Origin of the sequence: Mycobacterium adipatum, from assembly GCF_001644575.1 — a bacterium.
GTDB lineage: Bacteria > Actinomycetota > Actinomycetes > Mycobacteriales > Mycobacteriaceae > Mycobacterium > Mycobacterium adipatum.
Map to the genome: position 1 here is coordinate 552,096 of NZ_CP015596.1, position 25,323 is coordinate 577,418.

A 25,323-nucleotide genomic window follows, 5' to 3' on the forward strand; every position below is an offset into this window, starting at 1 on the left:
CTCTCCGGGGCTGTCGGACGGGTTACTTACTTCGAACCGGCTTGCGGCTGAAGATGTTGCAGGGTGATGCACTCGGGGCACAGGCCCCAATAGATGACCTCGGCTTCATCGATCGCGAACCCGAGATCATCGGCGGCGGTCAGGCACGGGGCCTCCCCGACCGCACAGTCGACGTCGGCGATGACCCCACACGAACGGCACACGATGTGGTGGTGGTTGTCGCCGACCCGTGACTCGTAGCGAGCCACCGATCCGGACGGTTGGATGCGGCGCACCAGGCCGGCGGCGGTGAGCGCGTTGAGCGAGTCGTAGACCGTCTGGTGCGACACCTCGGGCAACTCGGCGCGTACCGCGCGGATCACCGAGTCCGTATCGGAGTGCGGATGCCGGGATACGGCGCCGAGCACCGCAATCCGGGGACGGGTCACGCGCAGCGCGGCGTCCCGCAGCATGCGCTGGAAGTCCGCCGTGGTGTCCACGAACCGAGTCTGTCCCGCTTTCTGGAATTAGTCAAGAAAAACCTCGGGGTGTGTTTCGGTGGCCCGTTCGCGTCCCCGAGGTGACGCGCCGGTTGTTTCCGGGGCACACATAGGGTGTCGGAAATGACCGGTCTGCGACGTGCCCTGCGCGCCACCCTGATGCTCGTGCTCGCCGTGGTTCTCGCAGTGCCCGGGATCGCGCATGCCGCGGCGCCGGACTGGTCCGGTCTGGATGCCCGCTACTACGCCGGCCCGATCCCCCCGGCCGGCAGTCTCATCCAGACGGTGCCGCTGGCACCGCACCTGTCGGTGGCCGGCGCCGGGGCGGCCTACCGGATCCTGTACTCCACCACCGATCAGCACCGGGCCCCGGCGGTGAGTACCGCCGCGGTGTTCGTCCCCCGCACCCCGGCACCGCCGGGCGGCTACCCCGTGATCGCGTGGGCACACGGCACCGTCGGCCTCGGTGACGACTGCACGCCGTCCGCGCTGCCACGGACCCCGCGCGACAACGAGTACCTGTCGCATTGGCTCGACGAGGGCTACGTCATCGTCGCCAGCGACTACGCCGGGCTGGGCACCCCCGGACTGATGAGCTACCTCAACAGCGTCACCACCGCGCACGGTGTTATCGACTCGGTGATCGCCGCACACCGGATGGCCATCCCGCTGTCCCCGAAGTGGGCCATCGTCGGCCAGTCCCAGGGCGGCGGTGCCGCGGTGGCGAGCGCCCGCTGGGCCACCGAGTTCAGCGCCGGCAGCGGATTGGACTACCGCGGTGTGGTCGCCACCGGCACCCCGGCGAACATCCAGAAGTTCGTGGCGCAGGCCGGGCCCGATCTGACGCTTCCCGAACTGGGGGCGGTCGCCAACGCCTACACGGCTTACATCCTGGCGGCGCTGCGGGAGGCCCGGCCGGACCTGGACATCAACAGCGTGCTGTCCCCGGCCGGTCTGAACGCCGCCGCCCGCGCCGAGACGGTGTGCGTGCACCCGCTCACCGATGAGCTCGCCGAGCTCACCCCGGCGGCGATGTTCTCCGCCCCGCTGCTCTCGATCCCGGGAATCGAGCGGGCACTCAACGACTTCATGGGTACCCCGGTGTCCGGTTATGACCGGCCGATCTTCCTGGGGGTGGGCCTGCTCGACCGGGATGTGCCACCGGCCTCGACGCTGGCGTTCTACGACCAGCTGGTGGCCGCGAACCAGAACGTCGAACTCCGCATCTACCCGGAGGAAGACCACAGCGGAACGGTGCTGGCCTCGCTGGTCGATTCGACGCCGTTCCTGCGCAACGCTTTCGCTTAGTCGCCGGCCAGGAACCGGGCGTCGACGGTCGCCGAGACCTCGATGTCCTCGGGGACCAGCTCGACATCGCCACCGCCGGCCGGGGTGGCCGCGGCGCGCAGAAAGCTGCCGCCGTGGCCGGCCTCGGCAAGCTGCTGCACACCCAGCATCCCGGCGTCGGCGATGGCCACCGGGCGCACCGGGCCAAGTCCCAGCGCGTCGGCATAGTGTTGCGCCCGGGCGGCGGCATCGCGAACGGCGCGGGTGCGCGCATCGGCCACCAGCGCGTCCTGCCGGGCGGCGGTGAGCGCCCAAATGACCTGTGCCACACGGAATCCCTCGGTACCGGAGACATGCTCGCCCACCCACCGCGACAGTGCGGCGAAGTCAGCGAACTTCACCTCGACGCCGACGGAGGCGTGGTGCACCATCGGCAGCTGCTTACCGTCCTTGTGCCAGGGTCGGCGTGACCAGGTACGCAGCTGCTCGACCGACCACCAGGTGATCGGCGCCGGCTCGGCGCTCTGCAACCGCGTGATCGAGTCCTTCAGCACGCCGAGATCGTGGGCCACCCGGTCATAGACCGTCCCCATATCCGCGCCCTCGTAGGCGATCGACGCCCGCACGGTCCCGCGTTCGGGCGGCTGGAAGGCGGAGAACGTTCCGCGCACCGTGATCTCGGTCGGCATCTTCGAAGCCTAGCCACGAAACGCCGATCCGCCCCCGAGATATCCGGATCGGGGGTGCACGCTGTTTCACGATTCGGTGCGAATGTGCACAATGGTTTGCCGATCAAGGGGATGGGGTGGGGTGTGCCGGTGCTGAACACGGTGCTGCGCCGCCGGATGCTGCTCATCTATCTCGGCATCAGCCTGGTGATGTATCTGTTGTCGATCCTGAGCGCGGCGGGGCGACCCGATGTCTGGGGTGAACGGATCTCCGTGGCCCTGGCCATCGTCGGCCTGTTGGCCGCGCTCCCGCGGCCGCTGTGCGGGTGGCGCTACTGGTTGGCGTGCGCGTGCGCGTGCAGCGCCCCGCTGGCGGCGCTGCCGGGTCACCAGGAACCGGCCGCGCAGGTGTGGGTTCTGGTCCCGGTGATCCTCATCGCGGTGTTCGTGCGGAGCTGGCATCGGCCGACGACGGCGCGCATCGTCGGTGCGCTGCTGGCGGTGGGCGTCCTGCTCGGGATGGGGATCGCGCCGGCCCCCGTCCCGGCGCTGTGGTTCGCGCTGTTCCCGGTGTGCATCCTGGGCGCCGCCGAACTGCTCGGGTTGCTGCATGCGGCGTTGATCGAGGCCGCGCTGCGGGATCCGCTGACATCGGTGTGGAATCGCGGCGGGCTGAACAAGGAACTCGACGACCTGCTGCCGCGGGCCCGGCGGCGGAGGGAGCCACTGGCCGTCATCGTGCTCGACATCGACGATTTCAAGTCGGTGAACGACCGCGACGGGCACGCCGCCGGGGACACCGTCCTCATCCAATTGACCCGGCGCTGGACCCGCCAACTCCCGCCCTCGGCGCTTCTCGGCCGTCTTGGCGGCGACGAGTTCGTCGCCGTCGTGGCCGGTTACGACCAGGATCGGGCGCGGACGTTGGCCGGCACGCTCAGCGGTGACGGCCCGGTGCACGTCAGCACCGGTGTCGCCGTCGGGCGCGGGTACGAGCCGGGATCGTTCGCGGCGTTGGTCACCGAGGCTGACCGCGATCTCTACCGGCAGAAGAGCGATCGCAAGAGCACCGACGCCGGCTAGGGAGACGCCGGAACCGGCAGTGTCCCCATCGGCCGCGTGTAGGCGGATTCCACGATCGGACGCAGCCGGGCATCGTCGCCCACCTTCTGGCTGTTGGGCGTCCACTGTTGGGTGACCATCGGCAGGAAGTAGGTGGCGGGCGCGCCCAGGATGTAGGTGGCATTGCCCTCGACGAACGTCTTGTTGGCCGGGTCGTTGAGCCCGATCCCGCTGTAGTCGTTGTGCACCGGTTTCAGTTCGCCCTTGCCCCCGACCAGATTCGCCGCGCTGCGATTCTTCTTGGCGTCGGCGTTGCTCAGGTCGTTCGGGCAGTCGGCGAAGTAGTCGTACTGGCGCGCGATGACCTTGACGGTGTACGGGGTGTCATCGGGGAAGCCGTTCCCGCCGTATGCGGCCACACAGCCGCTGCCCGGCACGTTGGCGCACCCGTTGTACTTGCTTTCCAGATCACCGGTCATCACGAATGTCACTGTGGCCGGGTCGATATCGCTGGTCGGTCCGTAGCGCCGCAGCCACGCGTCGGCGACCTGGGCGCCCTGGCTGTGCCCGGCGACGATCTTGCGCCCCGGGGTCGAATGCAGCATCTGGTCGAGCTTGTCAGCGCCGTTGTTGGTATTGGTGGCCCCCGGGAAGTTGTTGTACGGCACCTTGACCACCTCATTGGGCGCGGCGAAGAGCTCCCCGCGCAGCCAATCGGCGTCCAGCGGGCCGAACGCCGGGGCCAAGGTGAGCACGGTGGCCCCGCCCGGCCCGGGCGCGGCCGTGGCCGGCACCGGCGCCACCATCGCGGCGCTCATCCCGAACAGCAGCGCCGCGGTGGCGCGCAAAACCTTCATCGATGTTCTCCCCCTTGCCGAAACGGCATCGCTGGACTTGGCCCCCACCACGATGGTGTGCGACGCCGCCACCGGAACCCAAGCGCTGTGTCGCGAATAGCGGTGAGTTGATGCGGATATGAGACCAGCGCTGTCGGTCTCGCACGCACCGCAGCGCGCGGGTTTACACTCACGTCAAATAGCACCCGGGCGCCCCCCGAGAAGGAGACACTGATGGTCACACGCATGACGACCTTGCTGACCGGCGCATTGCTCGGCGCCTCGGCGGCGATCCTGGTGGTGAGCGCGCCGACGGCCGGCGCCGATGTCTGTGCCGGGGTCGACGGTCGGCACTTCGCCGCCGGCGGGTGCACCAACGTCGCCGGCGACGTGGCGGCCGGCGCGGCGATCGCCGCGGTGCACACCCCGTATTTCCCGGGTGAGATCCCCTGCTACACCGTGGAAGGCGTGCCCTACTTCACGCCGCCGGGGTATCCCTGCTAGCCAGGGCACCTGAGCTCGCCGATCGGTGACGGCGGGGGAGCACCGCCCGGCACGGAAATTGGTGCCGCGGCGGCCCGCGCGCCCATGCGACGATGAGATGCGGACGCTAAGGGGGCGGGGAGTGTCGGTGACGGTGTCGACGGTGCAGGCGTCGCGACCCGAGCAGCTGGTCGCTGCCGCCACCGAACTCGGCACCAAGATCGCCGCGCTGGACACGACAATGGCGGCGCAACGCCAAGCATTGGCCCAGATGCGGGCCGGCTGGCAGGGCCAGGCGGCGTCGACCGCGATCATCAAGGCCGAGCAGAACCTCAACCGGCAGGAGGAGCTGCGCGCCCGGCTGTCCGCGCTGCGCCAGGCGCTCACCACCGGGGGTATCCAGTTGGGGTTCACCCGCAACGGGCTGCTCACCACCGTCGCCATGCTGCGCGCCGTCGGCTGGCAGGTCGCCGAGGACGGCGCCGCCACCGCTCCCCCGCTGCCGCCGATCCTGCGGCTGATGGCCCCGGCGTGGACAGCCATCCTGCAGAAGCTGCTCGCGGTGTTCGCTCAGATCGACGCCCAAACCGCCGCCGCTATCCAGGCCGCGATCGCCGGTCCGGTGCCGGAAACCCCGCCCGGCACACTCGGCGATCCCCGCACACTCCCGTCGCCGGGGACCAGCCCCGAGGACGTCAAGACGTGGTGGGATTCGCTCAGCCAGTTCGAGAAGAGCCAACTCATCGCCGAGCACCCCCCGGAGTTGGGCAACCTCAACGGCATCCCCGCCGACGTCCGGGATCAGGTGAATCAGGCTGTCCTGCAGGATGATCTGGCCCGGGTGACCGACGTCGCCGACCGGCACGGGGTGTCTACCGACGAGGTGCTGGCCAACCCCGGCGCCTACGGGCTCTCCGCCGCGGATGCCACCCGCTACACCAACGCCGTGCAGACCCAGAAGGGTCTGGACAAGATGGCGTCCGAAGGCAAGAAGGACCGCCCAGTGATGCTGTGGGCCTACGACCCGCTGGCCTATCACGGGCAGGGGAAGGCCGCGGTGGCGATCGGCAACCCGGACAAGGCACAGAACACCGCGGTGGTGGTGCCCGGCACCGGCAGCAGCGTCAAGGACGGCTGGCTGGAAAGCGAGAACGCCACCAACCTGTATGACCAGATGCGCAGGGGCGACCCCGATGAGACGACATCGGTGATCGCCTGGATGGGGTATGACGCCCCCGACAGCCCCACCGATCCGCGTATCGCCACGCCCGGGTTGGCCCGATCCGGCGGCGACCTGCTGGCCGCCGATGTCAACGGACTGTCCGCCACCCATGAGGGCGGGCCCACCAATGTCACCGTCATCGGGCATTCCTACGGGTCGACGACGGTGGCCGACGCGTTCGCCGGCAGCGGGATGAAGGCCGACAATGCGGTGCTGATCGGCAGCCCCGGAACGGATCTGGCCAACAGCGCGGCGGATTTTCACCTGCCCGAGGGCGGCCAGGTCTACGTCGGTGCCGCCTCCAGCGACCCGGTGACCTGGCTGAGTCAGGCCGGCCCGCTGCCCGACATCATCAACCGGGAGCTGGGCTATCCGCTGGGTCTGGAGGCCGGGCTCGGCCGGGATCCGGCCGGGGACGGTTTCGGCTCGGTGCGTTTCGACGCCGAGGTGCCCGGCCGCGGCGGCCTGCCGGATTTCGGCGACCATTCCCGCTATTACGACGTGGGCAGTGAATCGTTGCGGGCGATGACCGATATCGCCAACGGTGACGGGTCCACCCTGGCCGATAACGGGCTGACCGCCGAGGGGCGCCGGCAGCCGCATATCGGCCTGCCCGATCAACTGGATCTGCCGGGTCTGCCCCCGATCGGCCTGCCCGACTGGGACACTCCGATACCCGGCACCCCTGCCCTCAATGACCCGGAAGGCGACCGTGGCACCGTCACCAATGACCACCAGTACTGACCGTGCGCGCCGCCGGGCGACGCTGTGTATCGCCGCCGTGGCCGGCGCACTACTGCTAGGAGGATGCGGGATGTTATCCGAGGGCAAGCCCAACCTTGACGGGCCGGAGATGAGCGACGAACAGACCCGCGCCCAGGTGGTGGACCCGGCCAAGCGGCTGGTGCAGGCGGTCGGGCTGCAGCTGCGCGGCGCCGGTTTCCGGTTCTCGGCGTGCACCGATCAGGGGGTGGCGCCGTTCCGGGGGCTCGTCGAGATGGGATTCACCTTCCCCGACGGTGCTGACAAGGACGCCTACATCGAGCAGATCATCACCGCGATGAGCGCCGACGGTTGGCGCGACGGGGCCCCGGCCGGGAAGAAGCCCTATGGCCGCGCCATGCATCAGGGCGAGGTGATGGCGCTGGTGTCACCGAACCCCGACCACCCGGACCGCGGGATCGTCGAGATCTACGGCGAGTGTCGCAACGCCGCCGACCACAGCGGTGAGGATGAGGATATCCGCGCCGAACTCACCGGTTAACGGCCCGGGATCTTGCACTTCTCGATCGCGGTGGCCGCGGCCTGATCCTGCGCCTCGTAACGCTGGGCTGCGCTATTCAGGTTGTCACCAAAGGTTTTCGCGGCGTCCGCGGCGGCGGTGGTGTCGGCGGCGACGGCGGCCTGGGCTTGCTGGCAGGCGCCGGCGGTCGCCAGCTGCGGGACCGCGGCGGCGGCCTCGCCCAGCGGGGCCTCGGCCCCCAGCGCGGCCAGGTCAGTGCCGGCGTGGGTGAAAGCGGTCGCCGCGCCGGCCAGCACCGCCGGGTCGACGATCAAGGTTTGGCCGCTGGTCATATCGCACGCCTTTCACTGGCACTTCCCTGATCTTAGTTCGGTGGGGACGGTGCTCGATGCGGGAAAACGGCGCGGCTGTCAGAGCTTGCGCGCTTGGATCGTGTAGGTCAGCGGGAGCCGTTCCGGGTTCTGGGCAAGCACGTACTCCCCTTCGTACTCGGCGCTTTCCACCATCGCGTCGCCCAACGCATTCCACGGCACCTCGCGGTGCTCCTCGAGCGCGGTGACCGTCAGCCCGGCGTCGGTGAGCGCGGTGAAGACCTCACCGAGGCCGTGGTTGAACGAGACGCCTTGCGGTGCGGACAGGACGCCCGCACCGCCGTAGGTGCTTTCCTCGGTGAAGGCGGTTCCTGCCGTTTCGAAGTAGGGGTAGTGCACCACCAGCAGATCGTCGGGCCGGGTGTCGCTGAGGGTGTCGAGCATGGGGTGGCCCTCGCGCATGAACAGCCGGCCGCCGGGCCGCAGCAGGCCCGCGACGACGGCCGCCCAGCGCCGGATGTCGGGGAGCCAGCAGATCGCGCCGATGCCGGTATAGACCACATCACAGCACTGGGTGCCGAGTGTTGCGACCGCGTCGTAGACATCGCCCTCGACGAATGCCGCGTCGGCCGCCGTACGGGCTGCAAGATCCCGTGCGGCGGCGATCGCCGACGGCGAAAAGTCCAGTCCGGTCACCGATCTCGGCCCCAGCCGAGCCAGCGACACCGTGTCGGTGCCGATATGGCATTGCAGATGCACCACATCGAGATTCGCGATGTCCCCGAGTCGGGGCAGGTCATAGCGCACTACACTCGACAGATACCGGGGATCGTCGAAACCGGCGAGGTCGTACCCACCGGGAGCCACATGCAGCGGCACCCGGGCCTCCCAGTTGGCCAGATTCAGCGACCGCCAGTCTTCGACCATGCGGTCATCCTCTCAGAGCGGGCCCGATGGTCGCGATGATTTTCGGCTCGCCCCAACCTAGGCGCCACGTGCGTCCGAGATTCCTTTTGTGTTGCCAGAGAAAATGATCGAACACACGTCAGCCGGTAGCGTCCTGTGCAGCGTCGTGCAGATTCCTCAACAACGGTTCCGATGTCGGGCGATGGCGTGGACCATGACCGAGTTGAGCACGACGCCCGCGATCCAGAGAGCGGCCATCCAAGCGGCACCGAATTGTGTTGAGTGGCGCGAAGACAGTGTCACGGCCGTTGGTCGCCAACGATCCCCCTGCGTGGACACCATCATCAAGAGCCCTGCCACCGACAGGACGTTGGACCGCTAAAGGGAAGAACTCCAACACAGTGTCCATGGTCAGTGCTGGCAGGCAGACTCACGACCGTGACCGACAACATGAAGTTTCGGCCAGGGCCCGCACTGGTTCTGACTGGTGACGAGCGCTTCAAAGGACTCGACCTCACCGTCAAGGACTTCTGGTCATACGCTGCCAGAGACCTTCGCTCCAACGTCCTCCGCGGCGTTCTTGCGGAATGGCTTGTGGCGAAGGCCGTCGACGCGCCGGAACCCCGGCCTGAATGGGACGAGTTCGACGTCCTCACTCCGGCTCGCGTCCGTGTCGAGGTCAAGTCTTCTGCCTACCTACAGGCCTGGCCGCAGGGCGACCTGTCGAAGATCTCTTTCAGCGGCCTCCGCTCCCAGAAGTTGGGCCCCAAGAACCGCTATTCAGGCCAACGAACGTTTAACGCCCACGTCTACGTCTTCTGCCTCCAGACGGCGCAGTCACATGATGCCTACGATCCGCTGGACGTTTCGCAGTGGGCCTTCTACGTCCTGCCACGGTCCCGTGTTGAGTCGATTGGTTACCGAAGCATCGGGTTGGCGCGGATCGAAAGTGAGACGCAATGCGTCGGTTTCGGCGGCCTCGCCTCCGCAATCGATCAGGCAGTCGCGGACCCAATCCGGGACGCAAGCGAGTAGACCCCCTCGCCACAGGCCCTGCAGCCGTCAGAACCAAGGATCACCACAAAACACAAAGGTCACGACCCATATCTGGATCGTGACCTAAGCGCCTGGAGTTCGTTGAACTCCTCACTGTGGGCGAAGGGGGACTTGAACCCCCACGTCCCGAAGGACACTGGCACCTGAAGCCAGCGCGTCTGCCATTCCGCCACTCGCCCGAATGACCGCGCAACAGTATCACCACGGGCGCACCGGACCCAAACCCGTCCCGAGCGCGACGTTTCTGTGGCCGTTTCACCAGCCGGACCACGGAAACGTCACTCCCGGTGAACGGGCCAGAGCATGAGAACGCAATCGAGCTCAGCGCGCTGACCTGGGGCTATTCGTTTCTCAGAGATCTGTTGGTCACGCTTTTGCGCGATAGGCCGATAACATGCCTGTGAGCAGTGTGGCCAGAGCGACACGCGGCGCGGCGACCGACAACAGTGCGACGAATGGGACGGGGCGGTGAGATGGGTCTGGCAGACCGTATCGAACGGCGCCTCGAGTCGACCGTCGGCGACGCCTTCGCCCGGGTCTTCGGTGGGTCCATCGTCCCGCAGGAGGTCGAGGCGCTGCTGCGCCGCGAAGCCGAGGCCAGGGCTCGTGACGTCGGCGGCGGCCGCATTTTGGCACCCAACGACTACGTCATTACCCTCAGTGAGGCCGATTACCAGAAGGTGAGCGCCGACCCGGACCGGACGTCGACCACGTTCGCCCGTCACCTGGAGGGTTTCATTCACGACCAGGGGTGGCAAACGTATGGTGATGTGGTCGTCAGGTTTGAGCCATCGCCGAGCCTGCACACCGGACAGTTCCGCGCCCGTGGAGCGGTCAACCCAGACACCACCAACCGCGAACCCGCACCAGCAGTACGAGACCGCGCGTCCACCGCAGAACCAGGAGTACCAGCGATGACCGACAACCCGAGCTACCGCGGCCAGGGACAGGGTCGGCCCGGCGACGACCAGTACGACGACCGGTACCGCCAGCACGAAGACGCCCGCGGCGGCTACCCGCAGGAGCAGGGCGGCTACCCCGAGCAGGGTGGCTACCAGCAGCGTCAGGGCGGCTACCCGGAGCACGGCGGCTACCCGCAGGAGCCCGCGGGTGGTTACCCGGATCAGGGTTACCCGCCGCCGTCCTACGAGCAGCGCCCGCCCGCCGGGTACGGCCAGCCGCCGGCCGGGTACCCCGACCAGGGTTACCGCCAGCAGCCGCCGCCGGCCGGGTACGGCCAGCCGCCGGCCGCACCGCCGCCCGGCTACGGCGATTACGACTACGGCCGCCCGCCGGCGCGCCAGGATGACGGCTACGGCCGTCCGCCCGCCCCGCCGGCGCCCGGTTACCCCGATCAGGGCGGCTACCCGGACCAGGGTGGCTATCCCGATCAGGGCGGCTACGGCGGCCAGCAGTACGGCCGCGCCGACTACGCCGCCCCGCCCGCCCCGGCCGCACCTGATTACGGCCGCTACGGCGAGCCGCCGGCCCAGCCCGGTTACCCGGATCAGGGCTACGGCGAGCCCGCCGGCTACGACTACGGCGCTCAGCCGGCCGCTCCCGCGCCCTACGGCGGCGGCTACGGCGCCGCGGCGACCGTGACGCTGCAGCTCGACGACGGCAGCGGGCGCACCTACCAGCTGCGCGAAGGTGCGAACGTGATCGGCCGCGGCCAGGACGCTCAGTTCCGGCTGCCCGACACCGGTGTCTCGCGCCGTCACCTGGAGATCCGCTGGGACGGCCAGGTTGCGCTGCTGTCGGACCTGAACTCCACCAACGGCACCACGGTCAACAACGCGCCGGTGCAGGAGTGGCAGCTCGCCGACGGTGACGTGATCCGGTTGGGTCACTCCGAGATCATCGTCCGGGTCCACTGAGCGTCGATCAGCTACGGCCCTTTAGGCCTCCCAGTATCGTGACGGCGGAACTCGCACGGAACCGGGACGGAGAGGACGTCGGATGCAGGGGCTAGTACTGCAGCTGACGCGTGTCGGTTTCCTGCTGCTGCTGTGGCTGTTCATCTGGTCGGTGCTGCGCATCCTGCGCACCGACATCTACGCGCCCACCGGCGCGGTCATGGTGCGCCGCGGCCTGGCGCTGCGCGGCTCGCTGCTACCCAAGGGCGAGCGGCGCCACATCGCCCGGCATCTGGTGGTCACCGAGGGCGCGCTCGCCGGTACCCGCATCACGCTGGGCAGCCAGCCGGTGCTGATGGGGCGGGCCGACGACTCGACCCTGGTGCTGACCGACGACTACGCGTCGACACGGCACGCCAGGCTGTCACCGCGCGGGTCGGAATGGTACGTGGAGGACCTAGGATCGACCAACGGCACATACCTTGACAGGGCGAAGGTGACTACGGCGGTAAGGGTTCCGATGGGAACGCCGGTACGAATCGGCAAGACAGTGATCGAGTTGCGCCCGTGACACTGGTGCTCAGATACGCAGCGCGCAGCGACCGGGGTTTGGTGCGCGCCAACAACGAGGACTCGGTGTACGCCGGCGCCCGACTGTTGGCGCTCGCCGACGGCATGGGTGGGCACGCCGCCGGCGAGGTGGCCTCCCAGCTGGTGATCGCCGCGCTGGCCCACCTCGATGACGACGAGCCCGGCGGTGACCTGCTCAACAAGCTCAATGTGGCGGTGCACGAGGGCAACTCGGCGATCGCCGCGCACGTGGAGGCCGACCCCGAACTCGAGGGCATGGGCACCACGCTGACCGCGATCCTGTTCGCCGGCGGCCGACTCGGGCTGGTGCACATCGGTGACTCCCGCGGCTATCTGATGCGCGACGGCGAGCTGACCCAGATCACCAAGGACGACACCTTCGTCCAGACGCTGGTCGACGAGGGCCGCATCACCGCCGAGGAAGCGCACAGCCACCCGCAACGCTCGCTGATCATGAAGGCACTGACCGGCCATGAGGTCGAGCCGGCGCTGATCATGCGGGAGGCCAAGGTCGGCGACCGCTACCTGCTCTGTTCGGACGGACTGTCCGACCCGGTCAGCCAGGAGACCATCGCCGAGGCGATGCAGATCCCCGATGTCACCGACGCCGCCGACCGGCTCATCGAGCTGGCGCTGCGCGGCGGGGGCCCCGACAACGTCACCGTGGTGGTCGCCGACGTCGTGGACTACGACTACGGCCAAACCCAGCCGATCCTGGCGGGTGCGGTCTCGGGCGTCGATGACGACACCATCCCGCCGAACACCGCGGCGGGGCGCGCCTCGGCATTCAACCCGAAACGCAACCAGCCCAAAAGGGTTGTCACACAGCCCGAGGAGCAACGACCGCCCCGCTCCAAACGCCGGATGCTGATCGCCGCAGTGGTGGTCCTCCTGGTGGTGGTGGCGGGGCTGACCATTGCCCGCGAGATCATTCGCAACAACTACTACGTCAGTGAGCAGGACGACACCGTCGCCATCATGCGCGGCGTGCAGACCTCGTTTCTGGGCCTGTCCCTGCAGGAGCCGTTTCTGGTCGGCTGCCTGAACGCCCGAAATGAGTTGTCGCTGATCAGTTTCGGACAGTCCAAGGATCCGCTGGACTGTGAGGTACTGCGCCTGCGGGACATCCGCGAGTCCGAGCGCGCCCAGGTCGCCGCCGGCCTGCCGGCCGGTTCGCTCGATGACGCGATCCGCCAGATCAACGAATTGGCCCGGACGTCGCTGCTGCCGATCTGCGCGCTGCCGACCCGGACGCCGACCACCACCCCGAGCCCGACCCGGCCGCCGGCCGCCCCGTCGACCCCGCCGCCCAGCGCCGCCACCCCGCGCCCGGCCGGCCCGCCGCCCTCGACATCGACATCGGTCGCCCCGCCGCCGGCCACGCCCGGCCCGCAGACCCCGACCACCGCCACCGCACCGCCACCGCCGCCGCGGCCCACCCCCTCCCCCACCGTCACGGCTTTGCCCCCACCACCGCCGGAGCCGGGCACCAATTGCCGGACGGCGTCATGACCTCGTCGACCCAGCCACAGTCACCGGTCTCGGTCACTCCTCCCCTACCCAATCGGCGCAATTCCGAACTGGCCCTGCTGATCTTCGCCGCGGTGATCACCACCGTGGCGTTGCTCATCGTGGAAGCCAATCAGGAGCAGGGACTGGACTGGGATCTGGCCCAGTACACCCTGGCCTACCTGGCCCTGTTCGGGGCGGCGCATCTGGCGATCCGCCGCTACGCGCCGTACGCCGATCCTTTGCTGCTCCCGTTGGTGGCGCTGCTGAATGGCCTGGGGCTGGTCATGATTCACCGCCTCGATCTGGCCCAGCGCGAGCTCAGCCTGGACAGCGTGGGCGGCAACGCCGACCAGCAGATGCTGTGGACGCTGGTGGGGGTGGCCGCGTTCTGCGCCGTGCTGGCCCTGCTGCGCGATCACCGGATGCTGGCCCGTTACGGCTATACCTGTGGGCTGATCGGCTTTGTGCTGCTTGTGATTCCGGCGCTGCTGCCATCCCGGTTCTCCGAGCAGAACGGCGCCAAGATCTGGATCCGGTTCGAGGGCTTCTCCATCCAGCCCGCCGAATTCTCCAAGATCCTGCTGCTGATCTTCTTCGCTGCGGTGCTGGTGTCCAAGCGCGAGCTGTTCACCAACGCCGGTAAACACGTCCTCGGCGTGGACCTGCCCCGGCCGCGTGACCTGGCCCCGCTGCTGGTCGGCTGGATCGCGTCGGTCGGCGTGATGGTGTTCGAAAAGGATTTGGGCACTTCGCTTCTGCTCTACGCATCGTTTCTGGTGCTGCTGTACGTGGCCACCGATCGGCTGTCCTGGGTGGTGATCGGGCTGGCGCTGTTCGCCGCAGGCAGCGTGGCGGCCTATCAGCTCTTCGGGCACGTCCGGGTGCGCGTGCAGAACTGGCTGGACCCGTTCGCCGACCCCGACGGCGCCGGCTACCAGATGGTGCAGTCCCTGTTCAGCTTCGCCACCGGCGGCATCTTCGGCACCGGGCTGGGCAACGGCCAACCCGGCACCGTACCGGCGGCCTCCACCGACTTCATCATCGCCGCGGTCGGTGAGGAACTCGGATTGGTCGGTCTGGCAGGCGTTCTCATGCTCTACACGATCCTGATCATCCGGGGTCTGCGCACCGCACTCGCGGTGCGGGACAGCTTCGGCAAGCTGCTGGCGGCCGGACTGGCCTCGACGCTGGCCATCCAGCTGTTCATCGTCGTCGGCGGGGTCACCAAACTGATCCCGCTGACCGGGCTCACCACCCCGTGGATGTCCTACGGCGGTTCGTCGCTGCTGGCCAACTACATCCTGCTGGCCATCCTGGTGCGCATCTCGCATGCGGCGCGGCGACCCATCGACACCACCCGGGCGCCCAACCCGGCGCCGATCGCCGGCGCCTCCACCGAAGTGATCGGCCGCGCATGAACCAGTCCCTGCGCCGGCTGTCGGTCGTCTTCATGGCGCTGGTGGTGTTGCTGCTGGCGAACGCCACCCTGACCCAGGTGTTCACCGCCGACGGGTACCGCACCGATCCGCGCAACCAACGGGTGCTGCTCGACGAGTACTCCCGCCAGCGCGGGCAGATCACCGCGGGTGGCCAACTGCTGGCCTACTCGGTGTCCACCGACGGGCGGTTCCGGTTCCTGCGGGTCTACCCCAACCCCCAGACCTACGCACCGGTGACCGGCTTCTACTCGCTGGGCTACTCCAGCAGCGGGCTGGAGCGGGCCGAGGACCCCGTGCTCAACGGCTCCGACGAACGGCTCTTCGGCAAGCGGCTCGCCGACTTCTTCACCGGTCGGGACCCGCGCGGCGGCACCGTCGACACCACGGTGCGCCCCGACGTGCAGGAAGCCGCCTGGGACGCGATGTCCGACGGCTGCGACGGGCCCTGCAAGGGCGCCGTGGTGGCGCTCGAGCCCGCCACCGGCAAGATCCTGGCGATGGTGTCCGCACCGTCGTACGACCCGAACAAGCTGGCCAGCCACGACGGGGCCGTGCAGACCGCCACCTGGGATCAGCTGCGCGACGACCCCAACGCCCCGCTGGTCAACCGGGCGATCGCCGAGACCTACCCGCCGGGTTCCACGTTCAAGGTCATCACCACCGCGGCCGCCCTGCAGTCCGGCAGCACCCCGGACACCCAGCTGACCTCGGCGCCGCGGATCCCGCTGCCCGACAGCACCGCGACGCTGGAGAACTACGGCGGATCTGCCTGCGGCGGCGGCCCGACCGCCTCCCTGCGCGAGGCCTTCGCCCGGTCCTGCAACACCGCGTTCGTCGAGCTCGGCATCGACACCGGCGCCGACAAGCTCAAGAGCGCCGCGCAGGCCTTCGGCTTCGATGCGCCGCCGGCGGCCATACCGCTGCAGGTCGCCGAGTCCACCGTGGGCCCGATCAGCGACGCCGCGGCGCTGGCCATGTCCAGCATCGGGCAGCGCGATGTCGCGGTGACGCCGCTGCAAAACGCGATGGTCGCCGCGACCATCGCCAACGACGGCATCACCATGACCCCGTACCTGGTCGATACGCTCAAGGGACCGGACCTGTCCAACATCGCCACCACCGCCCCCATCGAGCAGCGACGGGCATTGTCACCGCAGGTCGCGGCTACACTTACCGATTTGATGGTCGGCGCCGAGCAGGTGACACAGCAGAAGGGAGCCATCGCCGGCGTGCAGATCGCATCCAAAACGGGCACCGCCGAGCACGGCACGGATCCCCGCAACACCCCACCCCACGCCTGGTACATCGCGTTCGCGCCGGCACAAGCCCCGAAGGTGGCCGTCGCGGTACTCGTGGAGAATGGCGGAGACCGATTGTCCGCCACCGGCGGCGCGGTGGCCGCCCCGATCGGGCGGGCCACCATCGCCGCCGCACTCCGGGAGGCATCATGACGGCCCGGGTGGGAGTGACGCTGTCCGGCCGCTACCGGCTGCAGCGACTCATCGCCACCGGCGGTATGGGGCAGGTGTGGGAAGGACTCGACACCCGCCTCGGCCGCCAGGTCGCGATCAAGGTGCTCAAGGCCGAGTTCTCCGAGGACTCCGAGTTCGTCGAGCGGTTCCGCGCCGAGGCGCGCACCGTCGCGATGCTCAACCACCCCGGCATCGCCAGCGTCTACGACTACGGCGAGACCGAGATCGAGGCCGGCGAGGGCCGCACCGCCTACCTGGTGATGGAACTCGTCAACGGTGAGCCGCTGAACTCCGTCATCAAACGCACCGGGCGGCTGTCGCTGCGCCATGCCCTGGACATGCTGGAGCAGACCGGCCGCGCCCTGCAGGTCGCGCACACCGCCGGCCTGGTGCACCGCGACGTCAAACCCGGCAACATCCTGATCACCCCGACCGGTCAGGTGAAGCTGACCGACTTCGGCATCGCCAAGGCCGTGGACGCCGCGCCGGTCACCCAGACCGGCATGGTGATGGGCACCGCCCAGTACATCGCGCCGGAACAGGCCCTGGGCCGCGACGCCACCGCCGCCTCCGACGTCTACTCCCTCGGGGTCGTCGGCTACGAATCCGTCTCGGGTAAGCGCCCGTTCACCGGGGACGGCGCGCTGACGGTCGCGATGAAGCACATCAAGGAGACCCCGCCGCCGCTGCCGCCGGATCTGCCGCCCAATGTGCGCGAGCTCATCGAGATCACGCTGGCCAAGGAGCCCAACCACCGGTACCGCTCGGGCGGGCCGTTCGCCGACGCCGTCGCCGCGGTGCGCGCCGGACGCCGGCCCCCGCGGCCCAACTCCGCCCCGACGATCGGGCGGGCCGCCCCGGCGGCCATCCCGTCGGTGACCCAGGCCCGGGCCGCCGCGGCCGCCGAGTACCGGCCGCCGCCGACGGCGGCGCGCCCCCGGGCCGGCACCGGAAACCACCGCCCGCCGGCACCGCGTCGCACCTTCTCCCCCGGTCAGCGTGCCCTGCTGTGGGCCGCCGGGGTGCTCGGTGCGCTGGCGATCATCATCGCCGTGCTGATCGTGGTCAACGCGCAGGACAAGCGCGATCGCCCCGTGCAGCAGGAGACCTCCACCAGCACCACCGTCATCGGTGTGCCGCCCGCGCCACCGCCGAGTGAGACCCCATGAGCACGCCCCAGCATCTGTCGGATCGTTACGAGCTCGGCGAGATCCTCGGCTTCGGCGGTATGTCCGAAGTGCACATCGCCCGTGACGTCCGGCTGCACCGCGATGTCGCGGTCAAGGTGCTGCGGGCCGACCTGGCCCGCGACCCGAGCTTCTATCTCCGGTTCCGCCGTGAGGCCCAGAACGCCGCCGCGCTGAACCACCCGGCCATCGTCGCCGTCTACGACACCGGTGAGGCCGAGACCCCCAACGGGCCGTTGCCCTACATCGTGATGGAGTACGTGGACGGGGTCACGCTGCGCGATATCGTGCACACCGAGGGCCCGATCGAGCCCAAGCGGGCCATCGAGATCATCGCCGACGCCTGCCAGGCCCTGAACTTCAGCCACCAGCACGGCATCATCCATCGCGACGTCAAGCCGGCCAACATCATGATCAGCAAGACCGGCGCGGTGAAGGTGATGGATTTCGGTATCGCCCGCGCGCTGGCCGACGGCGGCAACAGCGTCACCCAGACCGCCGCCGTGATCGGCACCGCCCAGTACCTGTCCCCCGAGCAGGCCCGCGGCGAGTCCGTCGACGCCCGCTCCGACGTGTACTCGCTGGGCTGCGTGCTGTACGAAATCCTCACCGGCGAACCACCTTTCGTGGGTGACTCGCCCGTGGCCGTGGCGTATCAGCACGTCCGTGAGGACCCGGTGCCACCGTCGACGCGGCACCCCGGGCTGTCGCCGGGCCTGGACGCCGTGGTGCTCAAGGCGCTGTCGAAGAACCCGGAGAACCGGTATCAGAGCGCCGCCGAGATGCGCACCGACCTGATCCGGGTGCACAGCGGCGAAGAGCCCGAGGCGCCGAAGATCTTCACCGATGCCGAGCGCACCAACATCCTGACCAGCACCGGGCCGCACGCCCGCGCGCTGCCCACCGAGCACATCCCGGCCGCCGGCTACTCCGCGCAGTCGGGTAACGGCTCGATCCGGCGCTGGCTGATCGCGGTGGCGGTGCTGGCCGTGCTGACCGTCGTGGTGACCGTTGCGATCAACACCATCGGCGGAAGTCCGCGCGATGTGCAGGTGCCCGACGTGACCGGGCAGGCCTCCGCGGACGCCATCGCCGCCCTGCAGAACCGTGGTTTCACGACCAACGTGGAACGCAACCCCGACTCCAACACCCCGCCCGACCATGTGATCAGCACCGACCCGGCCGCCGATACCGCGGTCGCCGCCGGCGAGAACATCACCGTCAACGTCTCCACCGGCCCCGAGCAGCGCGCCGTGCCCGATTTGCGCGGGTTCTCCCTGGCCGACGCCACCCGCAAGCTGCTCGACGCCGGGTTCGGCCGGGTCCAGCCCTCGGAGTCGGAGTCCACGCCCGAGCTCAAGGGCAAGGTGCTGGGCACCAACCCGCCCGCGAACGCGACCTCGGCGATCACCAACGTGATCACCGTGATCGTCGGCACCGGACCGGGCAGTGTGGTGGTCCCCGACTGTGTGGGCCAGTCGGTGGACACCTGCCGCCAGATCCTGGAGGCCTCCGGCTTCACGAACTCGGTGCCCGTTGAGGTGGACAACACCGCTCCCGCGGGTCAGGTGGTGGGCCTGAACCCGCCCGCGGGCCAGCCGGCCCCCAAGGACGCCGTGGTGCAGATGCAGGTGTCGCGGGGCAACCAGTTCGTGATGCCGAACCTGACCGGCCAGTTCTGGGTCGACGCCGAGCCCAACCTGCGCGCGCTGGGCTGGACCGGGGTGCTCATCAAGGGCGCCAACGTCGACAACAGCGGCCAGCGGTCCAATGCGGTGGTGACCCAGAGCCCGGCGCCGGGCACCGGGGTGGGCTACCGGGACTCGATCACCCTGAGTTTCGCCTCTTAGGCCCGGGCGGTGGCGGCGCGCACGGTGTCGGCCACCTCGGTTTCCAGCGTGCGGACCAACCCCTCGTCCGGGGCGGCGCCGCAGTACCCGAGCCAGTTGGCCAGCATCCGGTGACCGCCCTCGGTCAGGATCGACTCCGGATGGAACTGCACCCCGTGGATCGGCAGTTCGGTATGCCGAACGGCCATGATCACGCCGCTGTCGGTGCGACCGGTGACTTCCAGCGCCTCGGGCAGTGTCTCGGGCAGGATGGTCAGTGAGTGATAACGGGTCGCGGTGAACGGATCCGGAAGACCGTGCAGCACACCGGCATCGGTGTGATGCACGGTGCTCGTCTTACCGTGCAGCAGTTCCGGGGCGCGGTCGACGGTGCCGCCGAAGGCCACCCCGATGGCCTGGTGGCCCAGACACACGCCGAGCAGCGGGGTGCGCGCCTTGGCGCAGGCCCGCACCAGGGCGATCGACGCGCCGGCCCGCTCCGGGGTGCCGGGGCCGGGGGAGAGCAGGATGCCGTCGAACTGCGCGGCGACGGCGTCGGGGTCGGACAGCCGGGGGTCGTCGTTGCGCCACACCTGCGCGGTCACGCCGAGCTGGCCCAGGTACTGGACCAGGTTGAACACGAAGCTGTCGTAGTTGTCGACGACCAGAACCTGCATGCGATCAGGCTACTGGCCCGTGCACGTCAATATCCGACTGGACCGAGCGGTTTGGCGTAGCGCAACCGCACCGGCGCGGTGTGGCCCACCAGCTCGACCTCATCGCGGACCTGCTCGGAGTAGCCGAGCTCGAATCGCAGCACGTATTGCTTGTACAAGGTCACCAGCGGTGCCGCCGCGAGCGCGGCTTGCATGGCCGCCACCCCGCCGACGGCGGTGATCACATAGGGCGGGCTGTAGGTGCGCCCGTTGAGCAGCAGGGTGTTGCCGACGCACAGCGGCGCCGAGGTCGCCATGATGCGTTGATCCTGCATCTGGATGCCCTCGGCGCCGGCGCTCCACAGCGCGTTGAGTACCGCCTGGATGTCCTGTTGGTGCACCACCAGATCGTCGGGCGCGGCATCGATGGGGAAGCGGCCGTCCGCGTCGCGCTGGGCGTCGTTGAGGCTGATCACCAGTCCGGGCCCGCGCAGCGGCTCCAGTCCGGCCTGGTCGGCGAGCGCGTCCGAGCGGCGGGTGATGGCCGCCAGGGCGGCGTCGGCGCCCGGCGAACCGCCGTGGCGATGGTCGATCGCGGAGACCATCTCATCGCGGCGGGCGGTCAGCCGATCCACGCTCCTGCTCGCCTCGCGGACCAGGTCGACCAGCCGGGGCGAGTCACTGCGGCGAATCTCGTCGCCGCCGGAGACACCGTGGGTGGTGGACAGGAGGAGACCGGCGAAGACGCACACCACGGGGACGCCGAATCGCCACAGCGACCTGCGCCGGCCGGAATTCCCGGGCGCGGGCGCGGCTGCGTTAGGCTCAGGTTTCTGTTCCATGTTCGAGTCCCGGCCGTTCTCCATCGTCTTCAAAGGTTAACCATGCCCAAGTCCAAAGTCCGTAAGAAGAACGACTTCACCATCAACCCGGTGAGCCGGACCCCGGTCAAGGTCAAGGCAGGCCCCTCGAGCGTGTGGTTCGTGGTGCTCTTCGTCGGGTTGATGCTGGTGGGCCTGCTGTGGCTGCTGGTGTTCCAGCTCGGCGCGACCGGCCTGAACGCCCCGACGTGGCTCGGCTGGATGGCGGATCTGGGTCCGTGGAACTACGCGATCGCCTTTGCCTTCATGATCACCGGACTGTTGCTCACCATGCGGTGGCGCTGACGCGGCCGTCGCCCATTTTGAATTCAAAATCGCCGTTATGCGTTACCCGCACCGCAACCTGGCCGTAACCCAATCACACCGTTGTGATTCATCCCCATTGGGGATAGCGCCTGTGGATAACCGCAAACCCGCCGGTGAGATGGTGTCCTGACGTGATCCAGCAAACTAGTTGGGCTCCGAAGTCGGTCGGCATTGTGTGGATCGCAATCCTCGGTCTTGCGATGGCCATCATCGTTGTGACCGTGGTCACAGACCTGCCGGGGCGGGTCCTCGGGGGCGTTGCCGCGGTGGGTTTAGTGTTGTTTGCAACAGCTTCGTGGCGGGCCCGCCCGAAGCTGGCAATCACAGAGAACGGTCTCGCGGTCCGCGGTTGGCTGAACACCCGGGTGCTGGGCAAGAACGACATCAGCCTGATCCGGATCACCGAGTTCCGTCGGCTGGCCCGCAAGGTGCGCCTCTTGGAGATCGACACCACCGATGACCGCCTCTATGTGTTCACCCGCTGGGATTTGGGCACCAACCCGCTCGAGGTGCTCGACGCACTGGCCGCCGCCGGCTACACGAAATAGTCCAGTCACGCGAAATGGCTGCTCCCACCGTGGCGGGAGCAGCCATTTCGTGCGTTTCGGGGGAGCTTCCTAGGAGATCGTGACGGACTCGATCACGACCGGCTCGGTGGGCCGGTCACTGCGATCGACCGCCGTGGTGGCGATGGCGTCGACGACCTTCTGCGATTCGGGATCGACGACCTCACCGAAGATGGTGTGCTTGCGGTTCAGGTGCGGGGTCGGGCCGACGGTGATGAAGAACTGCGACCCGTTGGTGCCCGGCCCGGCGTTGGCCATGGCCAGCAGGTAGGGCTTGTCGAACTGCAGTTCGGGGTGGAATTCGTCGGCGAACTGGTAGCCCGGGCCACCGCGGCCGGTGCCGGTCGGGTCACCGCCCTGGATCATGAAGCCCTCGATCACCCGGTGGAAGACCGCGCCGTCGTAGAACGGTCCGGACGTGCTGCCCGAAGCGTTCTCGGTGCTGTAGTCCTTGGTGCCGTTGGACAGGCCGGTGAAGTTGGAGACCGTCTTGGGGGCGTGGTTGCCGAACAGGGCGATCTTGATGTCGCCACGGTTGGTGTGCAGTGTCGCGGTCGCTGTCTGAATGGGGCTCGTCACGCAATCCAGTCTGCCATTCGTGGATCGGGGGCCCACCCGGGCCCCACACGAATAGGCTTGGCGCCATGAGTGCGAAGACGACCACCGTCCGGTTGACCCCCCGAGAGCGGTTCGCCCGCGGCCTGAAGTACTCCACCGTCGGGCCGTACGACATCACCAGGGGAGCGGCCGGCCTGACCGCACAGTCGGTGGGTGCGTCGGCGGGCTGGCTGCGCGACCGCTACCGCAGCGGGAAACTGCGCGAGGACCTCGAGGCCGCCCAGGATGTCGTCGCCTCCGAGCTCGCGGCGGCCCAGGAGGTCATCGCCAACCTGCCGCAGGCGTTCCAGGAGGCTCGGCGCGCCAAGCGTCGCCCGCGCCCGATCGTGCTCGTCGCGGCCGGGATCGGTGTGCTGGCCGTCGGCGCGGTGACGTTCTCCATCGTGCGGCGCTCGATGCGCCCGGAGCCGTCCGCCCTGCCGCCGAGCGTCGAGGTGACCCAGCGGCCGTAGAGCGGCATTCCGTACACCTAGGGAACCTTGCGTGCGCTGAGAGGACCGGCATGACCGAGACCGTGGTAGCTCCAACCCTTCCCGGCGGCGGCGTGCTGCCGTTCCCGCCGGTGCCGTCGGCCAGCGTCGCCGGGCGCACTCTGGACGAGTCCAGCTACGCCCAACGTCAGGTGCTCCGGCGCCTGCACCAGGACGCGCCGAACATCGTGATCGTGCTGATCGACGATGCCGGGCCCGGGCTGCCGTCCGGGCTCGGCGGTGAAGTGAACACCGCGACGCTGGACCGGTTCTGTGCAGAAGGCGTGTCGTACAACAGGTTTCACACCACGGCCATGTGTTCGCCGACGCGCGCCTCGCTGCTGACCGGCCGCAACCACCATGAGATCGGCAACGGGCAGATCGCCGAACTCGCCAACGACTGGGATGGGTATTCCGGCAAGATCCCGCGCTCGGCCGCCACCGTGGCCGAGGTGCTCAAGCAGTACGGCTATGCCACCTCGGCATTCGGCAAGTGGCACAACACCCCGGCCGAGGAGACCACCGCCGCGGGCCCGTTCGAGAACTGGCCCACCGGACTGGGTTTCGAATACTTCTACGGCTTTCTGGCCGGCGAGGCCTCCCAGTACGAACCGCACCTGGTGCGCAACACCACCGTCGTCGCCCCGCCGAAGACCCCCGAGGAGGGCTACCACCTCTCCGAGGACCTGGCCGACGACGCCATCGGCTGGCTGCGCAGACACAAGGCGTTCAACGCCGACAAACCGTTCTTCATGTACTGGGCCAGCGGGTGCCTGCACGGGCCGCACCACATCATGAAGGAGTGGGCAGACAAGTACGCCGGGAAGTTCGACGACGGCTGGGATGCCTACCGGGAGCGGGTGTTCGCGCGCGCCAAAAGCAAGGGCTGGATCCCGCAGGACTGTGAACTGACCGAACGCGATGCCACCCTCGCGGGTTGGGACGATATCCCCGAGGACGAGAAGCCGTTCCAGCGCCGCCTGATGGAGGTGGCCGCCGGCTACGCCGAGCATGTCGATGTGCAGGTCGGCCGGCTCGCCGACGAGCTGGACGATCTCGGGTACGGCGAGAACACGCTGTTCTTCTATATCTGGGGTGATAACGGATCGTCCGGGGAAGGCCAGAACGGCACCATCGCGGAACTGTTGGCGCAGAACGGGATTCCCACCACGGTGCGCCAGCACATCGACGCACTCGAGGAACTGGGCGGGCTGGACGTGCTCGGCTCACCGCTGGTGGACAACCAGTACCACGCCGGGTGGGCGTGGGCGGGCAGCACGCCGTACAAGGGCATGAAGCTGTTGGCCTCCCATCTGGGCGGCACCCGTAACCCGATGGCCGTGCGCTGGCCGGCGAAGATCACCGCTGACCCGACACCGCGGGATGTCTTCCTGCATTGCACCGATGTGGTGCCGACCATCTACGAGGTGGTGGGCATCGAGCCGCCGCGAACGGTGTTGGGGGAGCAGCAGATCCCGATCGCGGGCGCCAGTTTCGCCCGGACGCTCGTCGATCGGTCCGCGCCGGGCGGCAAGCGGACCCAGTACTTCGAGATCATGGGCAGCCGGGCCATCTATGACGACGGGTGGTTGGCCTGCGCGCGCGGACCGCGGTTGCCCTGGGTGCCCGGGGCCCCCGAGGGCATCGCCACCTGGACACCGGATCAGGACCGCTGGGAGCTCTACCACCTCGACGAGGACTGGTCCCAGGCGCGCGACCTGGCCTCGGCGCAGCCGGAGAAGCTGGCCCAGCTACGCGAGTTGTTCGCCATCGAGGCCGCCCGCAACGCCGTGCTGCCGATCGGCGGGGGACTGTGGGTGCCGGTCTATCACCCCGAACTGCGCATCACCCCGCCGTACCGGGAGTGGACGTTCGCCGGCGACATGGTGCGGATGCCGGAGTTCTGCGCCCCGGCGCTGGGCAACAAGAACAACACCGTGACCATCGATGTCGACGTCCCCGACGCCGGTAGCGGCGTGCTGTACGCACTCGGTGCCGGAGCGGGTGGGCTGACCTGTTACCTGGATGACGGCTACCTCTGCTACGAGTACAACCTGTTCATCCTGATGCGCACGAAGGTCCGGTCTGCGGCGCCGGTGCCGGCGGGGCGGCACACGATCGTCGTGCAGACCGCCTACGCCGAGCTGCGGCCGGGTGGACCGCTGGATGTCACGCTGGCCGTCGACGGCTCGACGGTGGCTTCGGGTCAGGTGCCGGTGAGCGCACCCCTGCTGTTCACCGCGAACGACTGCCTGGACATCGGCACCTGCCTGGGTTCACCGGTGTCGTTGGATTACCGCGAGCGCGCGCCGTTCCCGTTCGAGGGGCGGATCCACCGGGTGCACGTGCAATACGACTGAGCGTCGGGATGCTCGGCCGGCTTACCA

General features: G+C 68.7%; 25 protein-coding genes and 1 tRNA gene. 17 read left to right on the top strand and 9 right to left on the bottom strand.

The genetic code is table 11. The annotated features are described in order from the left end of the window. Window positions 1-26 precede the first annotated feature (26 nt). On the bottom strand, window positions 27-452 hold the full coding sequence (locus A7U43_RS02510) for a Fur family transcriptional regulator (protein ID WP_068001729.1): 426 nt from the start codon (window positions 450-452) through the stop codon (window positions 27-29). 186 nt (window positions 453-638) lie between these two features. On the opposite strand from A7U43_RS02510, the gene A7U43_RS02515 reads away from it, so the two are divergent. Then, on the top strand, window positions 639-1,787 hold the full coding sequence (locus tag A7U43_RS02515) for an alpha/beta hydrolase family protein (RefSeq protein WP_068001732.1): 1,149 nt from the start codon (window positions 639-641) through the stop codon (window positions 1,785-1,787). Here the strand turns inward: A7U43_RS02515 and A7U43_RS02520 are convergent. After that, the gene (locus A7U43_RS02520; RefSeq protein ID WP_067990720.1) at window positions 1,784-2,455 is read right to left on the bottom strand and encodes an SIMPL domain-containing protein; all 672 of its coding nucleotides are present in this window, start codon (window positions 2,453-2,455) and stop codon (window positions 1,784-1,786) included. The genes A7U43_RS02515 and A7U43_RS02520 overlap by 4 nt on opposite strands. 84 nt (window positions 2,456-2,539) lie before the next feature. Here A7U43_RS02520 and A7U43_RS02525 point away from each other — a divergent pair, with 84 nt between their 5' ends. Then, complete coding sequence (locus tag A7U43_RS02525) at window positions 2,540-3,517, top strand: GGDEF domain-containing protein (protein ID WP_231963501.1); 978 nt, start codon at window positions 2,540-2,542, stop codon at window positions 3,515-3,517. On the opposite strand, the gene A7U43_RS02530 is transcribed toward A7U43_RS02525, so the two are convergent. Next, complete coding sequence (locus A7U43_RS02530; RefSeq protein ID WP_067990724.1) at window positions 3,514-4,353, bottom strand: PE-PPE domain-containing protein; 840 nt, start codon at window positions 4,351-4,353, stop codon at window positions 3,514-3,516. The two genes, A7U43_RS02525 and A7U43_RS02530, sit on opposite strands and share 4 nt — an antisense overlap. Before the next feature lie 225 nt (window positions 4,354-4,578). On the opposite strand from A7U43_RS02530, the gene A7U43_RS02535 reads away from it, so the two are divergent. From A7U43_RS02535 to A7U43_RS02545, 3 genes are all read left to right on the top strand, one after another. Next, entirely contained in the window at window positions 4,579-4,836 is a 258-nt protein-coding gene (locus tag A7U43_RS02535; RefSeq protein ID WP_231963502.1) for a hypothetical protein, read from the top strand. 121 nt (window positions 4,837-4,957) lie between these two features. After that, entirely contained in the window at window positions 4,958-6,781 is a 1,824-nt protein-coding gene (locus tag A7U43_RS02540) for an alpha/beta hydrolase (RefSeq protein WP_067990730.1), read from the top strand. A gap of 109 nt (window positions 6,782-6,890) precedes the next feature. Continuing rightward, complete coding sequence (locus A7U43_RS02545) at window positions 6,891-7,301, top strand: hypothetical protein (RefSeq protein WP_231963503.1); 411 nt, start codon at window positions 6,891-6,893, stop codon at window positions 7,299-7,301. On the opposite strand, the gene A7U43_RS02550 is transcribed toward A7U43_RS02545, so the two are convergent. Both A7U43_RS02550 and A7U43_RS02555 read right to left on the bottom strand, forming a co-directional pair. Further along, the gene (locus A7U43_RS02550; RefSeq protein ID WP_067990739.1) at window positions 7,298-7,612 is read right to left on the bottom strand and encodes a type VII secretion target; all 315 of its coding nucleotides are present in this window, start codon (window positions 7,610-7,612) and stop codon (window positions 7,298-7,300) included. The two genes, A7U43_RS02545 and A7U43_RS02550, sit on opposite strands and share 4 nt — an antisense overlap. Window positions 7,613-7,690: 78 nt before the next feature. Continuing rightward, the gene (locus A7U43_RS02555; RefSeq protein ID WP_067990740.1) at window positions 7,691-8,518 is read right to left on the bottom strand and encodes a class I SAM-dependent methyltransferase; all 828 of its coding nucleotides are present in this window, start codon (window positions 8,516-8,518) and stop codon (window positions 7,691-7,693) included. Between the two features lie 417 nt (window positions 8,519-8,935). Between A7U43_RS02555 and A7U43_RS02565 the strand changes: the two genes are divergently transcribed. Next, on the top strand, window positions 8,936-9,532 hold the full coding sequence (locus A7U43_RS02565; RefSeq protein WP_156525818.1) for a hypothetical protein: 597 nt from the start codon (window positions 8,936-8,938) through the stop codon (window positions 9,530-9,532). A gap of 117 nt (window positions 9,533-9,649) precedes the next feature. Here A7U43_RS02565 and A7U43_RS02570 read toward each other — a convergent pair. After that, window positions 9,650-9,732: transfer RNA gene (locus tag A7U43_RS02570), tRNA-Leu, on the bottom strand. Between the two features lie 294 nt (window positions 9,733-10,026). Between A7U43_RS02570 and A7U43_RS02575 the strand changes: the two genes are divergently transcribed. The 7 genes from A7U43_RS02575 to pknB all read left to right on the top strand — a co-directional run bounded on the left by A7U43_RS02575 (window position 10,027) and on the right by pknB (window position 19,460). Then, window positions 10,027-11,430: a DUF3662 and FHA domain-containing protein gene (locus tag A7U43_RS02575; protein ID WP_068001739.1), complete on the top strand. Its 1,404-nt coding sequence runs from the start codon at window positions 10,027-10,029 to the stop codon at window positions 11,428-11,430. Between the two features lie 82 nt (window positions 11,431-11,512). Beyond that, window positions 11,513-11,980 carry an FHA domain-containing protein FhaB/FipA gene (locus A7U43_RS02580; RefSeq protein WP_067990749.1) on the top strand — a complete coding sequence of 156 codons (468 nt, stop codon included), beginning with the start codon at window positions 11,513-11,515 and terminating at the stop codon, window positions 11,978-11,980. Then, window positions 11,977-13,512, top strand: a complete 1,536-nt coding sequence (locus A7U43_RS02585) for a PP2C family protein-serine/threonine phosphatase (RefSeq protein WP_067990750.1) — start codon at window positions 11,977-11,979, stop codon at window positions 13,510-13,512. Before A7U43_RS02580 ends, A7U43_RS02585 begins: the two co-directional genes overlap by 4 nt. Beyond that, window positions 13,509-14,930 carry an FtsW/RodA/SpoVE family cell cycle protein gene (locus A7U43_RS02590; RefSeq protein ID WP_067990752.1) on the top strand — a complete coding sequence of 474 codons (1,422 nt, stop codon included), beginning with the start codon at window positions 13,509-13,511 and terminating at the stop codon, window positions 14,928-14,930. Before A7U43_RS02585 ends, A7U43_RS02590 begins: the two co-directional genes overlap by 4 nt. Beyond that, window positions 14,927-16,402, top strand: coding sequence for a D,D-transpeptidase PbpA (gene pbpA / locus A7U43_RS02595; protein WP_067990754.1), 1,476 nt, complete (start codon window positions 14,927-14,929; stop codon window positions 16,400-16,402). Before A7U43_RS02590 ends, pbpA begins: the two co-directional genes overlap by 4 nt. Further along, the gene (locus tag A7U43_RS02600) at window positions 16,399-17,592 is read left to right on the top strand and encodes a protein kinase domain-containing protein (RefSeq protein ID WP_082901988.1); all 1,194 of its coding nucleotides are present in this window, start codon (window positions 16,399-16,401) and stop codon (window positions 17,590-17,592) included. Before pbpA ends, A7U43_RS02600 begins: the two co-directional genes overlap by 4 nt. After that, window positions 17,589-19,460, top strand: a complete 1,872-nt coding sequence (gene pknB / locus A7U43_RS02605; protein WP_067990757.1) for a Stk1 family PASTA domain-containing Ser/Thr kinase — start codon at window positions 17,589-17,591, stop codon at window positions 19,458-19,460. The genes A7U43_RS02600 and pknB overlap by 4 nt, the downstream gene beginning before the upstream one ends. Here pknB and A7U43_RS02610 read toward each other — a convergent pair. Both A7U43_RS02610 and A7U43_RS02615 read right to left on the bottom strand, forming a co-directional pair. Then, window positions 19,457-20,116, bottom strand: coding sequence for an aminodeoxychorismate/anthranilate synthase component II (locus tag A7U43_RS02610; RefSeq protein WP_067990760.1), 660 nt, complete (start codon window positions 20,114-20,116; stop codon window positions 19,457-19,459). The two genes, pknB and A7U43_RS02610, sit on opposite strands and share 4 nt — an antisense overlap. Window positions 20,117-20,142: 26 nt before the next feature. After that, the gene (locus tag A7U43_RS02615) at window positions 20,143-20,937 is read right to left on the bottom strand and encodes a DUF881 domain-containing protein (RefSeq protein ID WP_068001742.1); all 795 of its coding nucleotides are present in this window, start codon (window positions 20,935-20,937) and stop codon (window positions 20,143-20,145) included. A gap of 42 nt (window positions 20,938-20,979) precedes the next feature. Here A7U43_RS02615 and crgA point away from each other — a divergent pair, with 42 nt between their 5' ends. Next, window positions 20,980-21,261, top strand: a complete 282-nt coding sequence (gene crgA, locus A7U43_RS02620) for a cell division protein CrgA (protein ID WP_067990763.1) — start codon at window positions 20,980-20,982, stop codon at window positions 21,259-21,261. Between the two features lie 155 nt (window positions 21,262-21,416). After that, entirely contained in the window at window positions 21,417-21,830 is a 414-nt protein-coding gene (locus A7U43_RS02625) for a PH domain-containing protein (RefSeq protein ID WP_068001744.1), read from the top strand. Between the two features lie 69 nt (window positions 21,831-21,899). Here A7U43_RS02625 and A7U43_RS02630 read toward each other — a convergent pair whose 3' ends face one another. After that, complete coding sequence (locus A7U43_RS02630; protein ID WP_067990766.1) at window positions 21,900-22,427, bottom strand: peptidylprolyl isomerase; 528 nt, start codon at window positions 22,425-22,427, stop codon at window positions 21,900-21,902. A gap of 65 nt (window positions 22,428-22,492) precedes the next feature. On the opposite strand from A7U43_RS02630, the gene cwsA reads away from it, so the two are divergent. Together cwsA and A7U43_RS02640 are read left to right on the top strand one after the other, a co-directional pair. Continuing rightward, complete coding sequence (gene cwsA, locus A7U43_RS02635; protein WP_067990768.1) at window positions 22,493-22,918, top strand: cell wall synthesis protein CwsA; 426 nt, start codon at window positions 22,493-22,495, stop codon at window positions 22,916-22,918. A gap of 50 nt (window positions 22,919-22,968) precedes the next feature. Next, window positions 22,969-25,296 (top strand): arylsulfatase, encoded by a 2,328-nt coding sequence (locus A7U43_RS02640; RefSeq protein WP_067990771.1) that lies wholly within the window; start codon window positions 22,969-22,971, stop codon window positions 25,294-25,296. Window positions 25,297-25,323 lie beyond the last annotated feature (27 nt).